This is a genomic window from Prosthecobacter sp. (assembly GCF_044222565.1).
Taxonomy (GTDB): Bacteria; Verrucomicrobiota; Verrucomicrobiia; order Verrucomicrobiales; family Verrucomicrobiaceae; genus Prosthecobacter.
Genome location: NZ_JBGANA010000005.1, coordinates 24,734 through 46,445 on the forward strand (window position 1 = coordinate 24,734; position 21,712 = coordinate 46,445).

The following is a 21,712-nucleotide window of genomic DNA, read 5'->3' on the forward strand; positions in this document are numbered from 1 at the left end:
CGGGAAAAAAATTCAGAATCGGAGCAGGAGGATCACAGGGCTACTCATCGCCGAGATAGGAGTCTTCCTGGATGTTGTAGGTTTCCATGATGCGCTTGTGAGCGGCCTCCGCGAGATCCCGCTTCAGCACCAGCGGACGGTTTTTCTCCAGCAGCATGATCTCGATGAAGGGCTTGTCCTTCTTTGCCAGCGCGGTCTGCACATCCTTGAGGGATTTGATCTTCACGCCGTTGATCTCGTCCACAATGCTGTGCGCATAAGGTGCCAGCCAGGTGTTCACTTCATCCGGCAGCACGTTGGTCAGCACCACCGGCTCCGGACGCTCCACATAGAGCTTCTCCGTCAGGAAGTTGTCGAAGACGTAGTTCACCGTGTCATCGCGCATCTGGTGCGCATCCATCAGGTTGCGGTCCAGCGGCTGAAACACCAGACCAGCATTTACGATGTAGCGCGGGCGCTGGTTGTACTGCGCGCCCAGGCGCACATAGGGGTCAAAGCGCTTCAGGGTCACCGTGGTCTCCAGTTTCTTGCCCTCGCGCATGTACTTCAGCTTGATGGTATCTCCGGCAAACTTGCGCTCCACGATCTCATTCATGTCCATCAGCTCGCCTTCGAAACGCACCAGGCCGTTGTTCATCACGGGGTTGTCATCGATGCTCAGGATCACATCGCCGATCTTGAGCAAATCGCCCACGCTGCCCTGCGGCTCCACGTCTCCCACCATCACGCCCACTCCATCGCCATTGATCCCCAGGGCCTTGGCCTGCGCCGGATTCTCAATCGGGAAGTCGCTCGCCGCCAAATCCACGTAGTGATCATAGCGGCCGTCTTCGATGTCCTTCAGGAAGCGCTTGATCACCGGCACCGGGATCATGTACCCCACGTTTTGCGCCACTCGTCCGCTGAATCCTTGGAAGGCCACGCCCACCACTTTCCCCTCCTGCATCACCGGTCCGCCCGAGTTGCCGGGATTGATGGCCGCATCCACCTGGATGGCCAGATGCGAGTCCACGCTCGTGTGACTGTAAGGCCGGAAGTCGATGCGTGACACCACCCCGCGTGTCACCGAGATGCGGTCCCCACCGATGGGGTACCCAATCGCGATCACCTCCGTGTTCAGTTGCGGGATGCCGCCAAAATCCAGCGGCTTGAGCTTTTCAAAGTGCTTGCCGTCCTCCGCCTCGATCAGTGCCAGATCACAATCATGCGCGATGTGCACGATCTTCGCCGGATGCGGCTCCGGGTCGTTGGTGGTGCGGATCAAAATACGCGTGGCATTGCTGACCACGTGCGCGTTCGTGAGGAATCGGTTTTTTCCGATGAGGAAGCCCGTACCGCTGCCCCCGCTGGGCTGACCTGCGTTCCACGGCTCCCGATAATCCGGCACTAGCACGGAAACATCGATGTTCACGATGCCCTCCCAGGCTCCCGAAGTGGTGTCGATCGCCTGAGGGGCGGCGGGTGGAGGCGGAACAGGTTGCGCGCTGAGGGCTGAAGGCAGCAGAGCCAGGGCGAGAAAAGGCAGAAGCGGGCGGATGTTCATGCGGGATGACTTGAAGTCACCAACATACGCAGTCCGCCGCTTCTAACACAAGTTTGCAGATGAAATAATCGCCATCGGCGCAAGTCCTACTTCGCGGCCTTGGCCTTCTTCCTGGCTTCGTTGGCCTTTTTCGCCTCCATGACTTTCTTCAGGTCCTCAGTCCGCTTCGCGGCCTGGGCGGCAGGGTTGTTCGGATTGGCCGGGTCGGTGATCATCGGGAAATCGTCCGTGCGGAAGGGGGTCACCGGCAGGCCTTCGGCGGAATAGACATTGCACACCGGATTGTCCGCCCAAGCGTAGCGCACGGCGACGGGCTTTGCCACGCCATCAGCACTGACTTCGATCTGGTTGGTGCCCTTCTTGGAGCCGCCGATGATGCTGGCCTTGGCCCAGACCCATTTCTTGTCCTCGCCGCAGACGGCGAAGCCTTTGACGTCGTCCGTGTCCACCGTGCGCAGGCCCTGCGGGGCGTAGTCAAAGGTGAGCGTGGCCTTGCCGCCGTCAAACTTGGCGTCCTTGAGCTCAGGGCTGCGATAGACCAGCTTCTGGCCGTAGTCCTGCACCAGCGCCCAGCGGGCCAGGCGCTCGGCCACATCACGCTTGTTTTTGGGATGGATGTCGTTGGCTTCTCCGAGATCGGTGATGACGCACTGGCCCGTGTGCTTCAGTTTGCTCATTGTCAGCGTCTGCGCCTCGCGCAGCTCCGCCCAGTCGCTCTCCACGGGTTCGGTCTGGTAGTTCTTGTAGTCCGCCAGCTGCACCCAGTAGAAGGGGAAATCTCCCTGCTTCCACTCCTTGCGCCAATGCTCGATCATGAAGGGGAACAGGTCGCGGTATTCCTTGGCCCGGCCGGCATTGGACTCGCCCTGGTACCAGATCACCCCCTTGATGCCGTAGCCGATGGTGGGGTGCAGCACGCCAGCATACAGATTGCCCGGACGATGCTGCCCCGTCATGGGATTCTGTGGCGCACGCGGTGCCGGGGCGGTGAACATTTGCTTGGCTTTGGCGGCTTCGACGCGGGCCTTGTTCCAGGCGTCCAGCTTGGCCTTGTGATCCGCCACCTGCTTCTCAAACGCCTCCTTGGTAAAGGTCGCCTCCTGCTGCTTCCAGCGTTCGATGATGGAGGCAAAGCGCGGATCCTTCTCCAGCACATCCCGCTTCACCCAGGCCTCACAGGCGCTGCCGCCCCAGGCATTGTCGATCAGGCCCACCGGCACGCCCAGCATCTCCCGCAGCACACGGCCAAAATGATAGCCCACCGCGGTGAAAGAAGCAGCCGTCGTTGGGTTGCACTCCTCCCACTGGCCTTTGAAGTCGTCCTGGATCTCCTGCGTGCCCACCTGCGGCACCGAGATCAGGCGCAGCTGCGCATCCTTCGCCTGTGCAATGTCCAGATCTGCATCCCAGGTGCTGTTCAGATTGAAGCCCATGTTGGACTGGCCGGAGCAGATCCACACCTCGCCTACCAGCACATTTTTCAGCTCCCTCGTGCTGCTGCCTTTGATGGTTATCACCGCGGGCTGCGCATTCGCCGGCACCGCATCCAGCTTCACCGTCCACTTGCCCTTGTCATCCGCCTTTGCCGTCTTCGTCTGGCCGGCAAACGTCACCGTCACCTCCGTGCCCGGAGCATCCCAGCCCCAGAGCGGATTCGCCTGCTTCTGCTGGAGAACCATGTTATCGCCAATGACGGCGGGAAGTTTCAGTTCCGCACGGGCGGAAACGGCTAGGAGAGTGAGGAGGCAGAGGATGCGCATGGGTCGGGAAAATGAGGGACGTTGGGAACGCTACGTGAAGGCGATTCATTGCAGTGCGATGCAGCTTTGCCATTTTCGCTGCTCAAGATGCGATTCTTCTCGACACTCCCAGCAGGAGTCTCTCATAAAACGCCTCGCATGACTCAAGCCGACTTAGATACTCTGGCCAAAGCTCCCATCTTCGTGTTCCTCCATGTGGCGAGTGCCAAATCCAGCATCACCCCCACGGATGAAAAGCGTTTTGCAGCACTGACCGAGGAGGCCGCGAAACCCAATGCACGCGTCTGCCTCTATACCGACGTCATGCGGCACATGCTTGAGCATTTCAACCGTTTGTACGCTGAAGTAAATGGCAGCCCTGAAGGACCTGCTTTGGTGCGAGGCATCCGTCAGATACTGCAAAGCGTGCCGGAGAACGAGAGTCTCCGTTTCCGCTCACACCTGGCGCGGGTCGCCATGGCCTCTGCGCGCGATGTGGCGGGGCATCCGGTGCCAGCGGCGGTGGAAATGACCAAGGCCATGGGCCAGACCTTCGCCATGCCTGACTATGGCCGCTACAGCACACGGCTGACCGATGGCCTCGAAATCGTGGACTACTGGCCCGGCTGCGATCCCTTGCTCAAAGACTTCAACGATGTTGAACTGCGCAGCCTGGCCGCTGTTTTCGGCTGTCTTTTTGCCACACTTAACGGCTGCCATGGAGCAGCAGCGACCCATGCTTTCGACGATGCTGTGCGGGACTGGCTCATGGCCGCCTACTCTCCAGGGAAGGAAACCTGCCGCGTGCATGCTTTGCTGCGTTATTTAGACCAGTTGTTTTCACTGACGCACGTCGAAGTGCAGTTCACTCAGTCCAGCCTTCCCGTATTTCAGGAGGGATATGCCCTGCTCCAGGCAAAATTCAGCGCCGAGGAACAGGCGCTCTTCATGCATTTTTTCAACGCCTTGGGTACAGCTTTCATGACGGCAGATGCACCTCCTGCAGTGTCCGAGATGCTTACCAAGATCACCGCCATCATGCAAGGCGAGTCTGTGCCCGAGGAAGACAACGGTCTGCAAGAAGAGGAGCTGGATCTCATGAGCCTGGGTTTCATCGCCGCCTTCACGCTTGTGGCCGGGGCGGACGGCAAAATGGGCCGCAAGGAAATGGAGACTTTTGTAAATCTCATCGAGTCCCTGCAACAGGCTGAGCATCTAGGGCCGGTGGTGCAGGCCTTGACGCGCATACCCAATGCCTTGGACAGCTTATGGCCGATCGCAACTGGTCGCAATGCCCAGCCGATGAAACTCGTGCAAGCTGCGATACGGCTCGTCGAAGAGCGACTGGACCTTGCAGAATATGGTGCCTATTGCGCTCTCATCATGACTTTGGCCGAAGCAACGGCCGAAGCAGAAGGTGGTTTTCTGGGCCTGGGTTCGAAAATCAGCAAAGAAGAACGCGCTGTATTGGAGCAGCTGAGAAAAATCATCGGTATTGATTAGTGCCTGCCGTCTGGCAGGCCCGTGCTAGCCTTCCGAGTGATCCGTCTCGCCCTCGCCGCCGCACTCCTTTTCTCTCTCGCCGCCTGCGGTAAAACACGGCCGCGTGCAGACCTCATCTTCATCAACGGCGCCGAGCCCGAGAGCATCGATCCCCACATCGTCACCGATCAGGTCGGCATGCGCGTCGCTTCCGCCCTTTTCGAAGGCCTCTGCCGCATCGATGAAGCAGGCAAGCCCCAGCCCGGCCTCGCGGAGCGCTGGGACGTCACACCAGATCGCAAGACCTACACCTTTCACCTCCGCCCCGGCACCACCTGGAGCGATAGCACCCCGCTCACCACGCGGGACTTTCTCTACTCCTGGCAGCGCATCCTCAGCCCCGACTTCGGCGCCGACTACGCCAGCCAGCTTTACGTCATCAAAAACGCCAGCGCCTTTCACGAGGGTAAGCTCAAAGACTTCGCGCAGGTCGGAGTGGCCGCGCTGGATGATCGAACCCTGCGTGTGGAGCTGGAAAACCCCACGCCTTACTTCATCGACCTTTGCGCCATCACGCCCTTCAGCCCCGTGCCTCGGCACATCATTGAAAAGCACGGCACCGCCTGGATCAAACCCGGCCTCCTCATCGGCAACGGCGCCTACATCCTTGAAGACTGGCTCCTCGACGACCGCATCTCACTGCGCCGCAACGAACGCTACTGGGACACCGCCAACGTGCCCCTGCAAACCATTGACGTACTTCCCATCTCCGAGCCGAACACCGCCATCAATTACTTCCTCACCGGCCAGGCGGACCTCATCATGGACAAAGGCATGGTGCCCACCTCTCTCACTGCCAAGCTCAAGCAGCAGCCCTACTTCCACACCGGCCCCTTCCTCGGCAGCTTCTTCACCCGCTTCAACGTGACCCGCGCTCCCTTCGACAATCCGAAGATCCGTCTCGCCTTCTCACTCGCCATCGACCGCAACCGTATCACCGAAAAAATCACCCAGCTCGGCGAGCGCAATGCCTTCAGCCTCACCCCGCCCGGCGCCGGACAGAACTACCAGCCGCCGCCCGGTCCCGAGTTCAATCCCGAACGTGCGCGCCAGCTCCTCGCAGAGGCTGGTTACCCCGGCGGCAAAGGTTTCCCCCGCGTGGAGCACCTCTACTTCCCCAAGCCGATCGAGCGCAGCATCGCCGTCGAACTCCAGGCCATGTGGCAGGAGCACCTCGGCGTCAGTGTCGATCTCGCCAAACAGGAATGGAAGATCTACCTCGACTCCATGAAGGAGAAAAACTACCACCTCTGCCGCAGCAGCTGGGTAGGGGACTACAACGACCCCGGCACCTTCCTGGAGATGTTTCTCTCCACCAACGGCAACAACCGCACCGGCTGGGCCAGCCCGCAGTACGACGAGCTCCTCGCCGCCGCTGCCCGCGAGCCCGATCAAACTCTCCGCAATACACTCTTCCAGCAGGCCGAGAAACTTCTCGTCACCGACGACTGCGTCATCATACCCATCTACCACTACGTTGGAGTCCAGTTCTACCACGCCGACCGCCTCACCGGCATCCAGCCCAACATGATCGACGACCATCCTTTCCGCTGCATGCGCTGGAAAAAGTCAAAGTAGTCCAGTTGCGCCGCAACTGGGGACCGGTTCCCCTCCTCAAACCGCCGGCAAAAGTTCTCTCACCCTCACCATTAGCCCGCCGATCATCGTGCACGCCCATTCGTCTTCGCCTTGATAGGTTGCATGCTGCGTATAATCACCCTCCCAAGGATTCAGAAACACGTGCAGCTCCCGCGAGTTCACATCCAGCACCCAGTATTCCGCGATCTCCGCTTTCGCATAGACACGGCGCTTGATATTCAAATCGAACTCCAGGGAAGAATCCGACACTTCAATGATCAGGAGCACATCGTCCGGTGACGGGTGCGAAAGCGCATACGCATCCTTTCGCGGCTTCACCACCGCAATGTCCGGCTGCGGCTCATTGTGACTGTTGATTCGGATCGGGTGCTGACAGCGCACACGGCAGGCACTGCCTACTTTGCGACGAATGACGTCTTCAACTTCGTCGGTAAATCCAGAATGCAAAGGTCCGGGCGGCATCATAAAGACAATCTCTCCCTCAATCAGCTCCATCCGCTGTGCATCGGCAGGATCGCGCTCTTCGTAGAGTCGATACAGTTCTTCCACCGTCACCCGGGGTCGCATGGAGGCGGGAGGATTGGGCAATGGACTCAGAACAGCCATACGACACTCTACCGGGCGAACGAACCGAAAGCAAGCCCCCCTACTTCGCCACTCCCGCCACGGCGATCCCCAGTTCCACCGTCGGTTCACTCGCGTCATCCATCGGCGGTTCCGTCGGCCTTCCTTCCGCAGATTTCAGATCATTTCCCACCGACCAGATGATCCCGCGCGCCAGGCTGTACTGCAGCGGTCCGCCCGTGAAAGGATCCACCGGCACATCCAGCAAGAAGTTGAAGGTGCGCAGCTGCTCCAGTGTGGCGGGCACGGTTTTTTTCTCGGCTATGCAGCGCCGTACGGCAAAGAGCGCGATGATCAGATTCCCCCGCGTGCGCACCAGCCCCAGTTCCGCAGGCAGCGGCGTGTAGAGCTTCATGCGCTGGTGGAAGTAGGCCAGGCCGGCGGAGTTCGGCTGGTAGGCCGAATCCGCGGTCATGCTTTCTTTCAGCCGCACCTCCGCCGTGTGCACCAGCGGGGCCTGGGTCTCCGCCTTCATCTGCCGGAAAGCGGTGGCGAAGTGCTGCAGCGTTTCATGCGGTTTAAAAAACAGCCGCCCCGGACGATGCAGCTGCACGCCACCCGGCATCGTGTCCAGAGGCTCGCCGCTCCTGGGGCCGAGAATGAGTTTCTTCTCATGCACGTAGAAGCCGTTCATCGCGCTCTCCAGCACCTTCGTCGAAGGCTGGCAGACATTGAACTGCCGCTGAAACTGCCGCAGCGTGGACTCCGGCAGCTTCGTCTGCCGCAGCAGATCTGCCAGCGTTTGCTCCGCCAGCGTGTGAGCCTCCAGCGCGCGCTGATAGCACGAAGGCCAGGCCCAGATCTGCTCCAGCCGCCAGCCCAGCTCCGCGAGATCGATCCCCGCGGTAAACGCCGCCTCCTCCTGCATGCGGCGCGAGAGGTACGCCGCCTCCGCCTGCTTCAGCAGCATGGCCAGACGCCAGCGCGGGTCCGCGCAAGGGTCCGCCGCATGCCATGCCGCATGTGTGGCATGCCAGTCCGCGTCTTCCAGCAGATCCCGCAGATTGTCCAGGGCCGTGCCATTGGCCTGCACCACCCGCGACAGCGTGGGTGTGTCCCAAAGCCACGGCGGCTTGTTGTACAATTCCGCATTCTCAAACGGAACGAGTGCGTTCAAAAACTTCCTCAACTTCTCCGGCGTCTGAATCGTCACCGCCTGATCCACCGGCCGGTTCAGGCGCAGATCCTCGTCCAGCCCCGGGCTTTGATCGTCCACATACAGCCAGGCGATGAAAACAAATGCCAGCAGTCCCATGCTCAGGATCACCAGCGTGGACCAGGAAGCTTCGCGCTCGACCACCTGCGCAGGCCGCCTCGGCTTCGTCACCAGCCGGGACGGCGGCGCCTTTCTCGGCGTCGGTATTGCGGTCTCCGTGACCTCCTCCTCCGGTGCTGCCGCCTGCGGCTCGGGCTCCGGTGGTGGTTTCTGCTTTGGAGCAGGCTTGGGTTCCTGCGGCGACGGCGGCACCGCCTTCTTCTCCACATAGGGAATCTTTTTTCCCGGCGGCGCATCCTGCCATTCCAGATCCAGCTCCCATGGCGATGCCCACGCAACACTCGCTCGTCCGCCATGGGCGGGCTTCTCAGCGGGTGTTTCTGTCGGCGAGTGTGGCCGGATCATGGATCTCCAGTATGTACTCTCGAACGCATGCGATCAATGCGCGTCATTTTTTCGTCTGACGCAGGTCCTTGGCCATGCCGCCCAGATAGGGATAGCTGTCCCACACGTTCGTCGCGGCATCGACCCGCGGATCGCCCGTTGCCCGCATCCAGGCATCGGTGCTGCTGCTGAGCTCTGCTTTGACTCTGGCATACCGGGGGTCGGCGGCGAGATTGACCACCTGGTCGGGGTCGTTTTTCACATCGTAGAGTTCCTCGCCTGGCCGTTTGCCAAAGCTGAGTTCAAACAGCGGCCTCATCCCCGGATCATTGGCATGCGCCATCATGTAGAGCTTTGTGCGTGAACCATCAATGTCACCATACGGACCCACGGCGTAATACAGTTCTGGATCGCCCGCAGGCCAGCGCTCCGGACGCAGATTGCGCAGATACAAAAACTCCGCGGTCCGGACTCCGCGCACCGGGTAGCTCAGATCACCGCGCCGCACGTTCGCATGCCGCTCGCGCTCAATGAACATCCGGTCACGCTTCAGCGCCGGCGGTTCTCCCTTCAGCACATCCATAAAACTGTGCGCTGTCATCTCCGGCCACGCTTTAAGCCCGGCGATCTCCAGAAACGTCGGCGCAAAGTCGGTGAGTGAGACAAACGCATCGCTCATGCTGCCCGCCTGCACCCTGCCGGGCCAGCGCACCGCCAGCGGCACGCGTGTGCCTTCGTCATAGCAATGCGCGAGTCCGTGCGGCATCTGCCAGCCGTTGTCGCTGGTGTGAATCACCACCGTGTTGTCCAGTTCACCGCTCTTTTCCAGCAGTGCGATGGCCTCGCCAAACGCCGCGTCCATCAGCTCCACCTGCGCGAGATAATCCGCTATCTCCTCGCGCACTTCGGGCACGTCAGGCAATGCCTTCGGCACGCGCACCTTCGCCGGATCAATGCCATGCGCCCTGCCGGTGCCTGCCTTCCATTGGTGCAGCGCGGTGTGAGTCGATCCGAACCAGAAAAAGAACGGCTGCTTCTCCTTCCGCCCTGCCATGAAGGCAGCAAAGTCCTGGTACTGGGCACCCGCGGGATTCAGCTCGCGACCAAAGTCTTTGAAGTTCCCCGGCGCCCAGCCCTTGCCGGAGAATCCGACGTGCCAGCCAGCCTGCCTCAGTTCATCGCCAAACACGCGAAACTTTCCCGGGAACTTGCTCCACAAACTCGCCGCATCTTCAAGCTGATGCGCGGCACGCCCGGTGACGATGCACGAGCGCGTGGGCGAGCATGACGGAACGGGACAAAAGGCGTTCGTGAAGCGCATGCCCTCGTGCGCCATGCGGTCAAACACCGGCGTGCGCACCACCTTGTCCCCATTGGCCGCCGCATGCTCGTAGGACCAGTTGTCGCCGATCAGCAGCAGGATGTTGGGTGCGGCATTCACCGCGGAAGCGAAGAGAAACAGACAGAGCAGCAGACGCATCATGCCTTCTGAAACGACGGAACATGCTGCCGCCTCTCAGCGCCACGCCATGAAGCGATAACCGCCCAGCGGATGCTCATGCGCCTCCGCTTTCCACTCGCTACCAAGCCCCAGCGCCTCCTGCAGTTCCCGCCCTCGAAATCCCGCCCGGATGCTCGCCTGCATGTCATGCCGCTGCACGTGGTTCAGCTCCGCCACCGCGCAAAACACACGCCCCATCGCCGAGTAAATCCACCGCCGCGCCGGCTCTGCGGCCACGATCAATCTCGTCACGGGCGAAAGCCCCGCCCCCAGCACGCGCAGCTGCTCCGTGGTGAAATGATGCAGAAACAAATTCGCGATCACGATTTCCCTGTCTGGCAGCCTTTGCGCCAGCACATTTCCCTGCGTCCAGTGCGCCGCCGCAGGCCATTGCTCCGGCCTCGGCGCCAGATCAAACGCATGCAGATCCGCCTCCGCGCAGCAGCCAGCCTGCACCAGCCGCAAAGAAAGAGCCCCATCTCCCGCACCCAGTTCCGTCACACGCCACCCCTCTTCACGATGCCTCCGCACCTTGCGCTCGATCCAGCGGTGATTTCCCATGATTCCGTTCACCTGCAGCATCTCCTCCCGCGCACGCACGGCATCCGGATCATCCGCCGGCAGCGTGTCGAGCAGTTCGGTCTGGAGCACACGCATTTTCATGGCTTCCAGCCGGCTCAAAATCAAGGCTTCGAAAAAATCAGCGTCACGTTCGATCCGCCAAATCCGCTCGAGTTGCTCATCGCGACCTTCGGCGTTTCGTCGGTCGGACTCGTCAAAATGTCCACCCCTTCGCACGCGGGATCCAGATTCTGGATCTTCGCCGAGATGGGCATGAAGCCTTCTTTCAAGGCCACGCAGCAGATCCCCGCCTCGAGCGCTCCCGCCAGGCACAGTCCGTGGCCTGTCAGCGCCTTCGTGCTGCTCACTTTCGGCCGCTTTTCACCCGTGAAAACCGTCTTCAGCGCACTCAGTTCCGCGATGTCGCCCGCGTTTGTCGCAGTCGCATGCGCATTGATGTAATCGACCTCCTCCGCTTTCAGTCCGGAGTCCTGCAGCGCATTTGTCATCGCACGCGCCAGTCCGCTGCCGCTCGGGTCCGGCGCCACCACATCGTAGCCATCGGAACCCTGGCCCCAGCCGGACACCTCCGCATACACCGTCGCACCACGCGCCGCTGCCTGCTCCGCCTCTTCCAGCACCAGCACCACGCTGCCGCCTGTCGTGATGAATCCGTCGCGCCCTGCATCAAACGGCTTCGGAGCCAGCGCTGGATCGCTGTGGGAGCTCAGCGCCCGCAGTGAGGCGAAGGGCAGAACCGTGTGCAGCAGCTGCGCATCCTCCGCGCCCACCACAAACATCGTCTTCTGCCGTCCCATCCGGATCATGTCACACGCGTGCCCCAGCGCATGGGAGGAGGAGGCGCACGCGCTGTTAAACGCCAGCGTCGCCCCATGGATCTTGAACAGCGCCGTCAGATTCAGGTGCAGCGAGTTCGGCATCCCCGTGATCACCACCGGCGCCGAAGTCCTCGCCGGCCCGCGTTTGATCACCGAATCCATCGCCACATAGGTCATCCATGGCGAGCCCGCCGAGGCGCAATACAACCCCGTCTGCGCGTCCGACACCTGTGCCGGCTCCATCTTTGCATCCGCGATCGCCTCCAGCATGGCCGCATACGCAAACACGGCGTTCGGCACCATCGTCCGCAGCTGTGCCCGGTTCAGCTTCACATGCTCCGGAAAGGTCCAGTCCAGCGGATCGCTCGTCGGAAATGCAAAGCCCTTCACCGTGCCCGCCAGCTTCACCCGGTCATTCGCCGCTGCCAGCTCCGGCACAAATTCGATGCCCGACTTTCCTTCCCGCAGGCTTTCCGTCACCTCCGCGCGGTTGTTGCCAATGCTGGAGACAAACCCCAGCCCTGTCACGACGACACGCTTCATGAAGCGCCCGCCCCAAATTTGGCACGCAGGAATTTTTTCAGATCCCCCAGCGTCACGATCCCGCTCAGTTCTTCATTCGCGATCGTCAGGCCCAGCACTTCCTCCGCCGTCATCACCACTTCGATCATCCCAAACGAATCCATCCCGATGTCATCGATCAGCTTCATGTCATCCGTCACCGAAGCCATGCCATCCGGCCGCGGATTGGCCGCATCACGCGCCAGCACGCCCGGAATGATGATGTCCAGCTCATTCAGATTCTTTGTTTCATCAAAGCGCAGCGCTGCGGCCACCGTCTCCTCACTGCAACGTTTGAGGGACTTGACGATTTCCTGGGTGCGTTCTTCGCTGACTGGCATGGCCTGTGTTTAGTCGGTTCTGGTTGCGGTTCAACGCTTTTCGGCGTGGAAGACACCTAGCCACCGGTGGCAGCCAACGCCATCCCTCATCCATCAGGCCCATCGCCTAGCTTCCATAGGCCAGACCCCGCACCCAGCCGACCTGAGTGTGCCGCCTGTCTCAAACCTCCCTTTCCCCAGATTCCCCGCGCCCCCCCTCAGAATTCAAAAATCAAAAATCGATGGCTCATCAATCGTCAATCCGTCCGCCTCCCCCAGTCCATTCAATCCTCCTGACCTCACTACCTCGCCCCCCTCCGGCAAATCATAAATCATAAATCGTAAATCATAAATCCTCCGGCACCCTCCCGTAGGGAATCGTCAGCATCGCATAAAACTCCGCCACACACCGGCTCACCCATTTCCGGCACAGCACATGCCTGATCAGCGCATCCCGCACCACGCACCGCGCCCTGCCTCGCCACGTCCCCAGGCCCATCCCCCACTCCGCCCGCCGCGTCGCCGCCAGAGAAGCCTTCCGCCGATACCGCTCATACGCTGGCAGCAGCCCCAGCGCCTCCTCATCCCCCCGTCCCAGCACCGCCGCCAGAAACTCCGCATCCGCAAAGCCCGTGTTCATCCCCTGCCCGCCGATCGGACTCATCCCGTGGGCCGCATCCCCGCACAAGATCACCCGCCCCGCATAATACCGCTCGCTCTGGTAGCGATGCGGCGAAAACGCACTCTCGCTGCGCTGATCCCCCGCCGCCACCTCCAGGCCCGTCCGTTCGCGGATCAGTCCGCTGATCAGCCCTGGTACCGCAGGCACCCCGGGTCCCTCCGTCTGCACAATCCACCGTCGCATCCCCCCCGGCAGCGGAAACGACTCCACCGCCCCCGTCTCCGTGAAAAACAGGTGCGCCTCCTCCCCCAGCCCGCTGCGATCCACAAAATCCCCCATTACAAAATGGCAGCCGTAGGTCCGCACCCCCTGGGAGCTCCTTACTCCGATGCCGCCCCCTCCCAGAGTCCGCAGGCACAGGCACTCCCGCACCCGGCTCCGGCTCCCATCGCACCCCACCACAAACCGTGCCCTCAGCACCCGCCCGTCCCCCGTCACCACTTCGCACACCTCCCCCACCTGCCGCACCCCCGTCACTTCACATCCCATCTCCACATTCTCGGTCCCAAGACACCCCTGCAGCATCCCCACCGTCACCGCCTGCGGCAGCGAAAGGATAAATCGGTGTTCATCCCGGATTTCCCGAAACGACACACTTCCCAGCCTCCCGCTGCGCCCGTGCACCACGCAATCCTGCACCCTCACTCCCGCCTCGATAAACGCCTCCGCCAGCCCCACCCTCCTCAAAATCCCCAGCGACGGCGGCGTGATCCCAATCGCCGCCGAATAACTCAGCGACTCCCTTCTCCTCTCCAGCACCCGCACCCCCAGCCCCTCCCGCTTCAGCAAGCACCCCAGCAGCAACCCCACCGGCCCTCCGCCCACGATGATCACATCGTAGTCCGCAGTGCCCCCCGGGCTGTCCACGCTAGAGCGATCTTCGAAACTCATCTTCAAAAGGCGAGTTTGGGTCCACCCAACGGCGCTTGGAGGACCAAGCGCCCTACCAGCGCTGGATCTACGAGCGCCCAGCGCGGGTAGGGCGGGCTGTCCCCAGCCCGCCGCCGTCGAAGCCCATAACATTCAAGGAAGACACGGCCTCCCAACCGGAAATGAGTTTCGAAAGCAGCTCTAAGGAGACTCTGATTCATACAAGTTTCGGTGATCAAGACGGGTTCTACTTTTCAGAAACAATCTCTGCGGTTTTCCAATCTCTCGCGGTGTAAAATCAGTGTTCCCATAGCCCCAAAGCTCCGCATCCGCCATCCAGCATCTAGCCCCCAGCATCCAGCATCCCCACCGCCTCTCCCAGCGCGACCTTCTCTCCCTTCCCCTCCCCCCGCGCCGTCCCCACCGCCGCCCCGCACCGTTCCAGCACCGCCGTCTCCACCGTCAGCCCCGGCCCAAACGCGATCGCGCACGTCATCGCCCGCTCCGTCTCCGCCTCCTCCAGAAAGCCCTTCAGCACAAACATCACCGTCGGACTGCTCATGTTCCCGTAGTCCCGCAGCACCCCCCGCGACATCTCCAGCGCCTCCCCCGGCAGCCCCAGCTGTTCCTCGATCTGGTCCAGGATCGCCCGTCCGCCCGGATGCACCGCCCACTCATCCACCTCCGCCAGCCCCAGTCCCCGCTTCTCCAAAATCCCCCCCACCATCTCCCGGATGTTGCTCCCGATCAGCTCCGGCACATACGCCGACAGTACCATGTTAAACCCATGGTCCCCAATATCCCACGCCATGTGCGTCTCCCCTGACGGAATCAGCGCCGACTGAAATCCCTGCAGCCGGTAGTACGGCCTCTCACCCGCCGGCTCTCGCGCGCTTACCAGCGCCGCCGCCGCCCCGTCCGCAAACAGCGCATTCGCCACGATGCTCTCCGGCCGGTCGCTCACCTGCAAATGCAGCGAGCACAGCTCCAGGCACATCACCAGCACCACCGCCTGCGGATTCGCCTCACAAAACTGCGCCGCCATCCGCAACGCCGGAAACGCCGCATAGCACCCCATGAACCCCACCGTGTACCGCTCCACACTCTCATTCAGCCCCAGCTCGCGGATGATGTGATAGTCCGGCCCCGGATTCGCAAACCCCGTGCACGACGCAAACACCACGTGCGTGATCTCCCCCTTCTCAAACACCGCGCACTCCGCCAGCGTCTTCCGCGCCAGCCTCACCGCCAGCTCCCGTGCGGCCTTCGCATACAGCGCATTCCTCTCCCCCGTCGTCGGCGAGTTGATCGTCCCATCCGACAGCGTCCGAAACAGCACCCCATCATCCCTCAGGAAATCATCACTCGCGCTATACCGCGTCTCGATCCCCGTCCTCTCATAAATCATCTCCACCATCCTCTTCGCCCTCGGCTCCGTCACCCACCCTTTCATCCTTTCCCGAGCGAACTCATTGCTATAAATAAACTCCGGCGTCTCCGTGGCGATGTGGTGGATGAAGGCGGGCATGAATCAAAAAGGAGTACGTTTGAGGAAAGCAGGCAGCGGCATGCAGATACCACACCAACCCGTATTACGCACCTCCTACCCCGAACAGTCTCCTTGTAGTCGTATCATTCAGGATTCGCAGATACCACCAGGTTCCTCGTCCACGATCTCATGCCCAGCCTCCCGCGTGAAGGAAGTCAGAAACTACCGGGGAATTTGGCCGGCATTCCGCTTAGATCACCCTTTCCAACGCAATACCAATCAAGGTCGCAGCAGTCGGAAGAATCTTGCGCCAGAGCTGATCGGCACCACAACGCTGTTGTAGCCTCCTGCCGCAGTGATCGGACGCGTGGAATTGATCCAGCTCGCTGGGTTCAAATCAGCCGCCTCCTGCAGGATCCAGCCGGTGAAAGAATCTGGCCAGCTCACATTGAGCGTACCGGGGCTCGATGCAGAAACCTCCACCTGCGGCTTCACCACCACATCATTCACTCCGAGCACAAAGGGCGAGAGGCTGGGCGAGATCGCCTGGATGATGTTGTTCGCCGTATCCACCTTGCAGCTGAGCTTCTCCCAGGTGCCGTTCCGGAAGTGGTAGATGACCAGCTGGTTTTCATCATAGCCGGCCGGCAGCAGGCTTGGATCATACGCAAATTTGAGTTTGATGCTGCCCGTGTGCACTCCGTTGTAGTTCAGCTTCCACAACTGTCTGCGTGTGGCGCTCGGCGTCTGAACCGTTGGCATCGCAAACTCTCCCTCGGCTTCACGTTCCGCCATCTCCGCGTCGTCGGCGTCGGAATACTCGCCAAAAAAGGTGCCTTCCTGGCTGATGCCGTCGAACTCGAAATCGACGCCTCCCACATGACCGGAGCCGCCGTTGCAGCTGCCACCGCCACCGGTGCCGTTGGAGCCTCCTCCCGTGACGACCACCTTGGTGCCCGTGAGCAGGCTCAGCACGATGTCAAAGTTCACGCTTTGCCCCGCCGCCAGGTCGCCCAGATCCCAGCGCTGTCCGCCCGCAATCCAGCGGTTCGCCGGCGCGAAGCTGTCACGGCCCTTGCGCCCGGTGTACGGGCCGCTCTGCCAGTTGTTTTCGATCGAGAGATGCACTCCGTCCGAAGGCTTGCCGCTCACATGATCATCCACGCCGTTGCCCTCAGTCCCATAGCTGCCGATCTCAAAGGCCGTGGGCGCCACCTTGGAATGGAAGCCGATCAGGTCCTCCAGCCCGATGCTGGAACTCTGGTCTCCGGCCGCATTGCCATCCACTCCCGACATCGTGGCATCGTAGCGGTACTCTGAGAGCTTCCCAGTGTAGCTGCGGTTGTCATACTGACCGTGCTGGGAGATGAAGCCATGCAGCAGCTGGAACAGCTGCAGATTTGTGATGCTGACACCGCTGACATTCTTCACGCTGAAAGTCTGGTTCATCACATAGCGGTTGCTGTTGATCGCCGCCACCGCGTTCGCGGCGCTGGCCGGCGTCACACCCATGGGTGTACCCACGACTGTGTCCACCATCTCAAAACGCAGCGTGATTTCGAGATCGTCGTTGGAGACCACGGACTCCGCGATCGGCAGTCCATCCACATTGCTGCCTACCAGGTGAATGCCGGTGACCACATGAAAGTTCGAGTTCGTCTGCCAGTCAGGATAGAGGAAGTTCGGGTCCAGCCAGGTAGGTGACTGCGTCTGGCCGTTGCGCTGGTAGGCGACCGCGCTGCCCCACTCACCGGAGAGATACTCGCGTCCCACAAAGCCAGGAGTGTTGTCGAGCAGGAAATCCGAATAGCCGAAATCAGACAGCGTGATGTTCCAGTTCGGATTGGCCAGCGTCAGCGCTCCTCCCGTGCTCGAGGCAGGACTCACCTGAATGTTGTCCACCAGGAATCGAAGCGCTCCCACCGGCGCCGCGGGGAGTTGCAGCACGATCTGGTCAAAGGCACCGCCCGTGGAGTTGAAGTTGATCGTGCCGACTGGCAATGTGTCTCCTGCAGTCACAGTGCCGTGCGCGATGCCCGTGCCCACGCTCACCGGCGTGCCGCTTGAGGTGTCATAAGCGGTGATCTGCACGTTCGACGGCACATCGACATTCAGCGCTTCCACCGTGGCAAAGTCAATGCTCACCCCAGTGATCGGAAGATTAAACTGCAGCACAAGCGTGGCATTGTCCGCAAGCGGTTCGAGGTAGTTGCCGTCAAACTTCGACAGCACACGCCCGCTGGCAGCCTCGGTGCTGACCTTGAAGGCGTTCGCCGCTGCCGGCGAACTGAAGGTCGCCGTGTAGCCCGCCTTGGTCTGCGGCAGCGGCAGCGTGTCATTGACCGCCGGCACCGGCGCCGCAGTGTCGAAATCAAAATCAATGGTCACCGGCGCGGCGGCAAAGTTGGCCGTCAGCGTGGCGTTGTCATTCGCGGTGAAAGTGTAGCTCGCGCTGCTGCTCACCTCCGTGCCAGTGGCGTCCGTCCAGTTCACAAAGGTGTAGCCGGCATTCGCCGTCGCGGAAAGTGTGACGCTCGCGCCCGGATCGACGATGCCAGCTCCGTTAATGCTGCCCGCAAAGCTCGGATTCGCCGCAGCCGAAATCGTATAGCCAGCGACGAAGTGCGCCACCAGAGTGCGTCCCGTGCTCGCGGTGAAGGAATACGTCGCACTCGTGCTGGCGATCGCCGCGCCATCGGTCCAGTTCAGGAAGGCGTAGCCCGCGTTCGGCGTCGCAGTCACGGTCACATTCGTGCCGCTGGCATAGGCGCCGCCGCCAGTGGTGCTGCCACCGACCGCCGGTGCGGAGCTTGTGACAATGCTGTTCGCCGTGGCGAAATTCGCAACCAGCGTCCGGTTCACACTCGCAGTGAAAGTATAGCTCGCGTCGCTGCTCACCACCGTGCCCCCAGAAGTCCAGTTTACAAAGGCGTAACCAGCATTGGGCATCGCACTGACGGTCACACTGTCACCAATCAAGTAGCTGCCGCCACCGCTCGTCGTGCCCGCAGCCGCCGGACCCGCGCTCGTGGCGATGTTCACCCCGCCTGTCAGCGCGAAGTTCGCCACGTATCCGTGATTCGCCTGCACGTTGCCAAAGTTAAGCGTCGTGCCTGTTCCCACGATGTTGCCGTTTTCCGTCCAGTTCACAAACTGCCATCCCGCCGTGGGCCTGGCTATGATGTTGCCGCCATCCCCTGGATTATAGCTGGCGCTGTCCGCCTCCGTCGTGCCTCCTTCCGGCGGATTCGACGTCCCCGTGATGTAATAGACCGGCGTGAAGGTCGCGACCAGCGCACGGTCCGCGCTCGCGGTGAACGTGTAGCTCGCCGCGCTGCTCACGTTGCTTCCGCCCTGCTTCCATTTGCTGAATTTGTAACCCGGCGCCGCCGTTGCCACCACGGTGACGCTGGTACCATCACCGTATGAGCCACTACCGGTGGTCGTGCCTGAGTTCGCCGGCGTAACGGAAGTCGAGATCGTGCGGAGCATGCTGCCGGTCACGGCGAAGTTGGCCACCAGCGTGCGGTTCGCAGTCACGTTGAACGTGTAGCTCGCACTCGTGCTCACCTGCGCCCCGTTCTCCGTCCAGTTCACAAAGAAGTAGCCCGCATTTGCCGTGGCCGCCACCGTGGTGCTGGTGCCGCTGACAAAGCCGCCGTCGCCGCTCGTGGTGCCACCCGCCGCTGGCGCGGCGCTGGTGCTGACGGTGAAAGAGGGCAGGGGGGAGAAATTGGCCACCAGCACGCGGTCCGCCGTGGCATCGAAAGTGTAGCTCGCACTGGTGCTCACGATGGTGCCGCCCTCAGTCCAGTTGGTGAAACCGTAGCCCGCGTTCGCCGTGGCGGTGACCGTGGTGCTCGTGCCATCATCCACGAGCCCGTCTCCCGCCGTGGTGCCACCCGCGGCTGGCGCGGCGCTCGTCGTGACCGACCACTGCGTCACCATCGGCGCAAAGTTCGCCACCAGCGAATGGTTCACATCCATGGTCAGCGTGTAACTGCCGTCCACGCTCACCACCTGCCCGTTGTCAGTCCAGTTCAGAAACACACACCCTGCCGCCGGCGTGGCCGTCACCGTGGCGCTGTCTCCCACGTTGAAGGAGCCGTCTCCCGTCGTCGTGCCCATTCCCACCGGCGCTGCAGCCGTGTCCAGCAGGCTCTGTGCCGGCGCCGCGGCTCCAGCCGGCGTAATGTTCATGGTGTAGTTTTTCTGCACGTCAGGGTTCACACCATCACTGGCGATGACGCTGAAGCTGTAGGTGCCTGCGGTGCTGGGCGTTCCGGAGAGCACGCCCGTCGCTTCGTTAAAGCTCAGCCCCGGCGGCACTGTCCCCGATTTCGTCGCCGTGAAAGGCAGCGCGCCTTCGACCACCACCGTACGCGGCGCGAAGGCCTTGCCCACTTTCCCCTCCCCAGTGTGGTCGATCAATCCTACGGCGGCATTCACATCCACCGCAGCCATCTGCGCACCGGTGAAATCTCCCACCACGACTTTCGTCGCCATGTCCGTGGTCACGGTGGCCCACTCTCCCAGGCCGGCGTCAAAGTGGTCCGCATACGTGGCGCTGCCGGACCCATGCTGGCCGTCAGGTCCCACTGCCGTGGCCATCGCCTCGCCCGTCTCAGCATCCAGCGGGCCGGTGTACTTGTAGAATTCGTAGCGGCGTGTCACGACTTCATTGCCGTTCGGCAGCGCTTCGGCCGCCGCAGGCACTTTGTTGTTCGGGCCTCCGTCCGCCGCGCTCGTTTTCTTTTGCAGGATCCGCCACTCCGTTTCGACCTCGTCAGGTTCGCCGTTCTTCCAGTTTTTGTCGTTCGGGTTGCCAGGATCATCAGAGACCAGGTCGCGCAGCTTCACCTTGCTCGCGTTATGCGTGGTGGTCTTGATCTCCTTCATCCACACCGCATTTCCAAATTCCTTGGGTGGCGGTGCCGGAGGCGGTGGCGGCGCGATCACCGCCTGCACCTGCGCAGGTGCTGCCACGGCAGGCGGGTAGTAGGTAAAGGTGGGCGTGGACACCTGCACCGCGCCGCCATGCACCAGCGTGCCAGAGCCGCTGTCCACCAGCCAGTTGTACAGCACCGCGCTGGGCTGCACCGTGTAGCCCACCCCGAAATGCTCTCCGCCAAAGTTCACCGCGGGGTTGGTGAACTGATGCCCCTGCGTCGGCGGGATCGGCGCGGCGGGGATGGCAGTGTAGGCCGCCCAGGTGCCGTCCGCATTCTTTTTGCTCTGCCAGCGGATGAAGACCTTCGGATGCCCCGCCACCGAATTGTCCTCCGTGATCTCCGGCACTCCGTAGTGGTTGTAGTTGTACGTGTAGGTGATGTCCGTGCTGTGGATGTCATCGAGCTCAATCTCAAAACCGTGACACTCCTTGCCGGTGTCATTCACCGTGTCGAAGTTGTTGATGCTGCCGTAGGCGATGCTGGCGCGTGCTGCGGGAGTGCCGGCCACTGAGAAGAGCAGCGCCGTGAGAAGGCTCAAAGCCAGGCCGCTGTGATGGCGTGCAGGCGAATGAAACCGGCGTGGCGTGCACGTGGCAGCAGATGTGGAAGTGAGCGCGCGTTTCATGAACGGTGGGCTTGCAGGTTGGTGGCAGCAAAGGCGGAGATGCGGGACGATGAAGAAGGCCGTAGTGCGCCACGCGCACCGGAAGGCTGGGTGAGCTGCTCCCGCAGCTTGCGGCAGAGGCGGTGCAGATTCACCGCCACCGCACTGCGGGTGCGGCCACGCAGCACCGCGATGTCCCGGCTCGATTTTCCCTGCACGTAGTGAAGCACCAGCAGCTCCCGCTGGGAGCTGGGCAGCCTGGCCAGCAGGGCTGTCAGCCGCAGATGCCGCTCATGCTGCTGCTGGACCTGGACCGGTCTCTCACTCTGGAAATACAGCTCCTCACGCGCCTTCCGCCGCGCTTCATTCCTCAGGGTGTTCAGCGCGCGATGCCAGGCAATGCTCCAGAGCCAGCCGCAGAACGATCCGCGTGGCTCAAAGTGCTCGCCCTGGCGAAAAGCCTCCGCCATGGCCTCATGCGCCACGTCTTCCGCGATGTGCATGCTAAAGCGCCGCGCCAGCCATCCTGCCAGCGCAGGCACACAGCGGACGTACAGCCGCTCCGCCGCGGCGGCGTCTCCCCGCAGCGCCTGGGCGAACAGGAGCTCGTGCTCGCCTTGCGGCGGAAGACTGGTGGTGGTGGAGTGCATGGAAAGCGTGCCGGGCACTTGGCCATGTCTCTCCCC

At 61.9% G+C, this 21,712-nt stretch carries 14 protein-coding genes; 2 read left to right on the forward strand and 12 right to left on the reverse strand.

Annotation, left to right across the window (positions count from 1 at the left end):
• Positions 1 to 40: 40 nt before the first annotated feature.
• The gene (locus ACILSR_RS08750; protein WP_395749373.1) at positions 41 to 1,543 is read right to left on the reverse strand and encodes a PDZ domain-containing protein; all 1,503 of its coding nucleotides are present in this window, start codon (positions 1,541 to 1,543) and stop codon (positions 41 to 43) included.
• Between the two features lie 86 nt (positions 1,544 to 1,629).
• Positions 1,630 to 3,303, reverse strand: a complete 1,674-nt coding sequence (locus ACILSR_RS08755) for a sialate O-acetylesterase (RefSeq protein WP_395749374.1) — start codon at positions 3,301 to 3,303, stop codon at positions 1,630 to 1,632.
• 138 nt (positions 3,304 to 3,441) lie between these two features.
• Here ACILSR_RS08755 and ACILSR_RS08760 point away from each other — a divergent pair, with 138 nt between their 5' ends.
• Complete coding sequence (locus tag ACILSR_RS08760) at positions 3,442 to 4,785, forward strand: hypothetical protein (RefSeq protein WP_395749375.1); 1,344 nt, start codon at positions 3,442 to 3,444, stop codon at positions 4,783 to 4,785.
• Positions 4,786 to 4,806: 21 nt separating this feature from the next.
• Entirely contained in the window at positions 4,807 to 6,402 is a 1,596-nt protein-coding gene (locus tag ACILSR_RS08765; protein WP_395749376.1) for a peptide ABC transporter substrate-binding protein, read from the forward strand.
• 36 nt (positions 6,403 to 6,438) lie between these two features.
• Here the strand turns inward: ACILSR_RS08765 and ACILSR_RS08770 are convergent, their stop codons facing one another.
• From ACILSR_RS08770 to ACILSR_RS08815, 10 genes are all read right to left on the reverse strand, one after another.
• Positions 6,439 to 6,990 carry a Uma2 family endonuclease gene (locus ACILSR_RS08770; protein ID WP_395749377.1) on the reverse strand — a complete coding sequence of 184 codons (552 nt, stop codon included), beginning with the start codon at positions 6,988 to 6,990 and terminating at the stop codon, positions 6,439 to 6,441.
• 79 nt (positions 6,991 to 7,069) lie between these two features.
• Positions 7,070 to 8,668, reverse strand: a complete 1,599-nt coding sequence (locus ACILSR_RS08775; protein WP_395749378.1) for a hypothetical protein — start codon at positions 8,666 to 8,668, stop codon at positions 7,070 to 7,072.
• 43 nt (positions 8,669 to 8,711) lie between these two features.
• Positions 8,712 to 10,130, reverse strand: a complete 1,419-nt coding sequence (locus tag ACILSR_RS08780) for a sulfatase-like hydrolase/transferase (protein WP_395749379.1) — start codon at positions 10,128 to 10,130, stop codon at positions 8,712 to 8,714.
• A 33-nt stretch (positions 10,131 to 10,163) separates the two neighbouring features.
• Positions 10,164 to 10,811, reverse strand: coding sequence for a hypothetical protein (locus tag ACILSR_RS08785; protein ID WP_395749380.1), 648 nt, complete (start codon positions 10,809 to 10,811; stop codon positions 10,164 to 10,166).
• Positions 10,812 to 10,831: 20 nt separating this feature from the next.
• A complete protein-coding gene (locus ACILSR_RS08790; RefSeq protein WP_395749381.1) occupies positions 10,832 to 12,091 on the reverse strand; it encodes a beta-ketoacyl-[acyl-carrier-protein] synthase family protein in 1,260 nt (419 codons plus the stop codon).
• On the reverse strand, positions 12,088 to 12,450 hold the full coding sequence (locus ACILSR_RS08795) for a phosphopantetheine-binding protein (RefSeq protein WP_395749382.1): 363 nt from the start codon (positions 12,448 to 12,450) through the stop codon (positions 12,088 to 12,090). The genes ACILSR_RS08790 and ACILSR_RS08795 overlap by 4 nt, the downstream gene beginning before the upstream one ends.
• Positions 12,451 to 12,775: 325 nt before the next feature.
• Entirely contained in the window at positions 12,776 to 14,002 is a 1,227-nt protein-coding gene (locus tag ACILSR_RS08800; protein ID WP_395749383.1) for an FAD-dependent oxidoreductase, read from the reverse strand.
• 322 nt (positions 14,003 to 14,324) lie between these two features.
• Positions 14,325 to 15,509: a type III polyketide synthase gene (locus ACILSR_RS08805; protein WP_395749384.1), complete on the reverse strand. Its 1,185-nt coding sequence runs from the start codon at positions 15,507 to 15,509 to the stop codon at positions 14,325 to 14,327.
• A gap of 240 nt (positions 15,510 to 15,749) precedes the next feature.
• Positions 15,750 to 21,047 (reverse strand): InlB B-repeat-containing protein, encoded by a 5,298-nt coding sequence (locus ACILSR_RS08810; RefSeq protein WP_395749385.1) that lies wholly within the window; start codon positions 21,045 to 21,047, stop codon positions 15,750 to 15,752.
• A complete protein-coding gene (locus ACILSR_RS08815; RefSeq protein WP_395749386.1) occupies positions 21,044 to 21,676 on the reverse strand; it encodes an RNA polymerase sigma factor in 633 nt (210 codons plus the stop codon). The genes ACILSR_RS08810 and ACILSR_RS08815 overlap by 4 nt, the downstream gene beginning before the upstream one ends.
• Between the last annotated feature and the right edge of the window lie 36 nt (positions 21,677 to 21,712).

Coding starts and splice junctions, on each gene's coding strand:
- ACILSR_RS08780 (WP_395749379.1), bottom strand. CDS start 10,130: ATGATGCGTCTGCTGCTCTGTCTGTTTCTCTTCGCTTCCGCGGTGAAT.
- ACILSR_RS08795 (WP_395749382.1), bottom strand. CDS start 12,450: ATGCCAGTCAGCGAAGAACGCACCCAGGAAATCGTCAAGTCCCTCAAA.
- ACILSR_RS08750 (WP_395749373.1), bottom strand. CDS start 1,543: ATGAACATCCGCCCGCTTCTGCCTTTTCTCGCCCTGGCTCTGCTGCCT.
- ACILSR_RS08800 (WP_395749383.1), bottom strand. CDS start 14,002: ATGAGTTTCGAAGATCGCTCTAGCGTGGACAGCCCGGGGGGCACTGCG.
- ACILSR_RS08775 (WP_395749378.1), bottom strand. CDS start 8,668: ATGATCCGGCCACACTCGCCGACAGAAACACCCGCTGAGAAGCCCGCC.
- ACILSR_RS08790 (WP_395749381.1), bottom strand. CDS start 12,091: ATGAAGCGTGTCGTCGTGACAGGGCTGGGGTTTGTCTCCAGCATTGGC.
- ACILSR_RS08810 (WP_395749385.1), bottom strand. CDS start 21,047: ATGAAACGCGCGCTCACTTCCACATCTGCTGCCACGTGCACGCCACGC.
- ACILSR_RS08770 (WP_395749377.1), bottom strand. CDS start 6,990: ATGCGACCCCGGGTGACGGTGGAAGAACTGTATCGACTCTACGAAGAG.
- ACILSR_RS08785 (WP_395749380.1), bottom strand. CDS start 10,811: ATGAAAATGCGTGTGCTCCAGACCGAACTGCTCGACACGCTGCCGGCG.
- ACILSR_RS08760 (WP_395749375.1), top strand. CDS start 3,442: ATGACTCAAGCCGACTTAGATACTCTGGCCAAAGCTCCCATCTTCGTG.
- ACILSR_RS08755 (WP_395749374.1), bottom strand. CDS start 3,303: ATGCGCATCCTCTGCCTCCTCACTCTCCTAGCCGTTTCCGCCCGTGCG.
- ACILSR_RS08805 (WP_395749384.1), bottom strand. CDS start 15,509: ATGCCCGCCTTCATCCACCACATCGCCACGGAGACGCCGGAGTTTATT.
- ACILSR_RS08815 (WP_395749386.1), bottom strand. CDS start 21,676: ATGCACTCCACCACCACCAGTCTTCCGCCGCAAGGCGAGCACGAGCTC.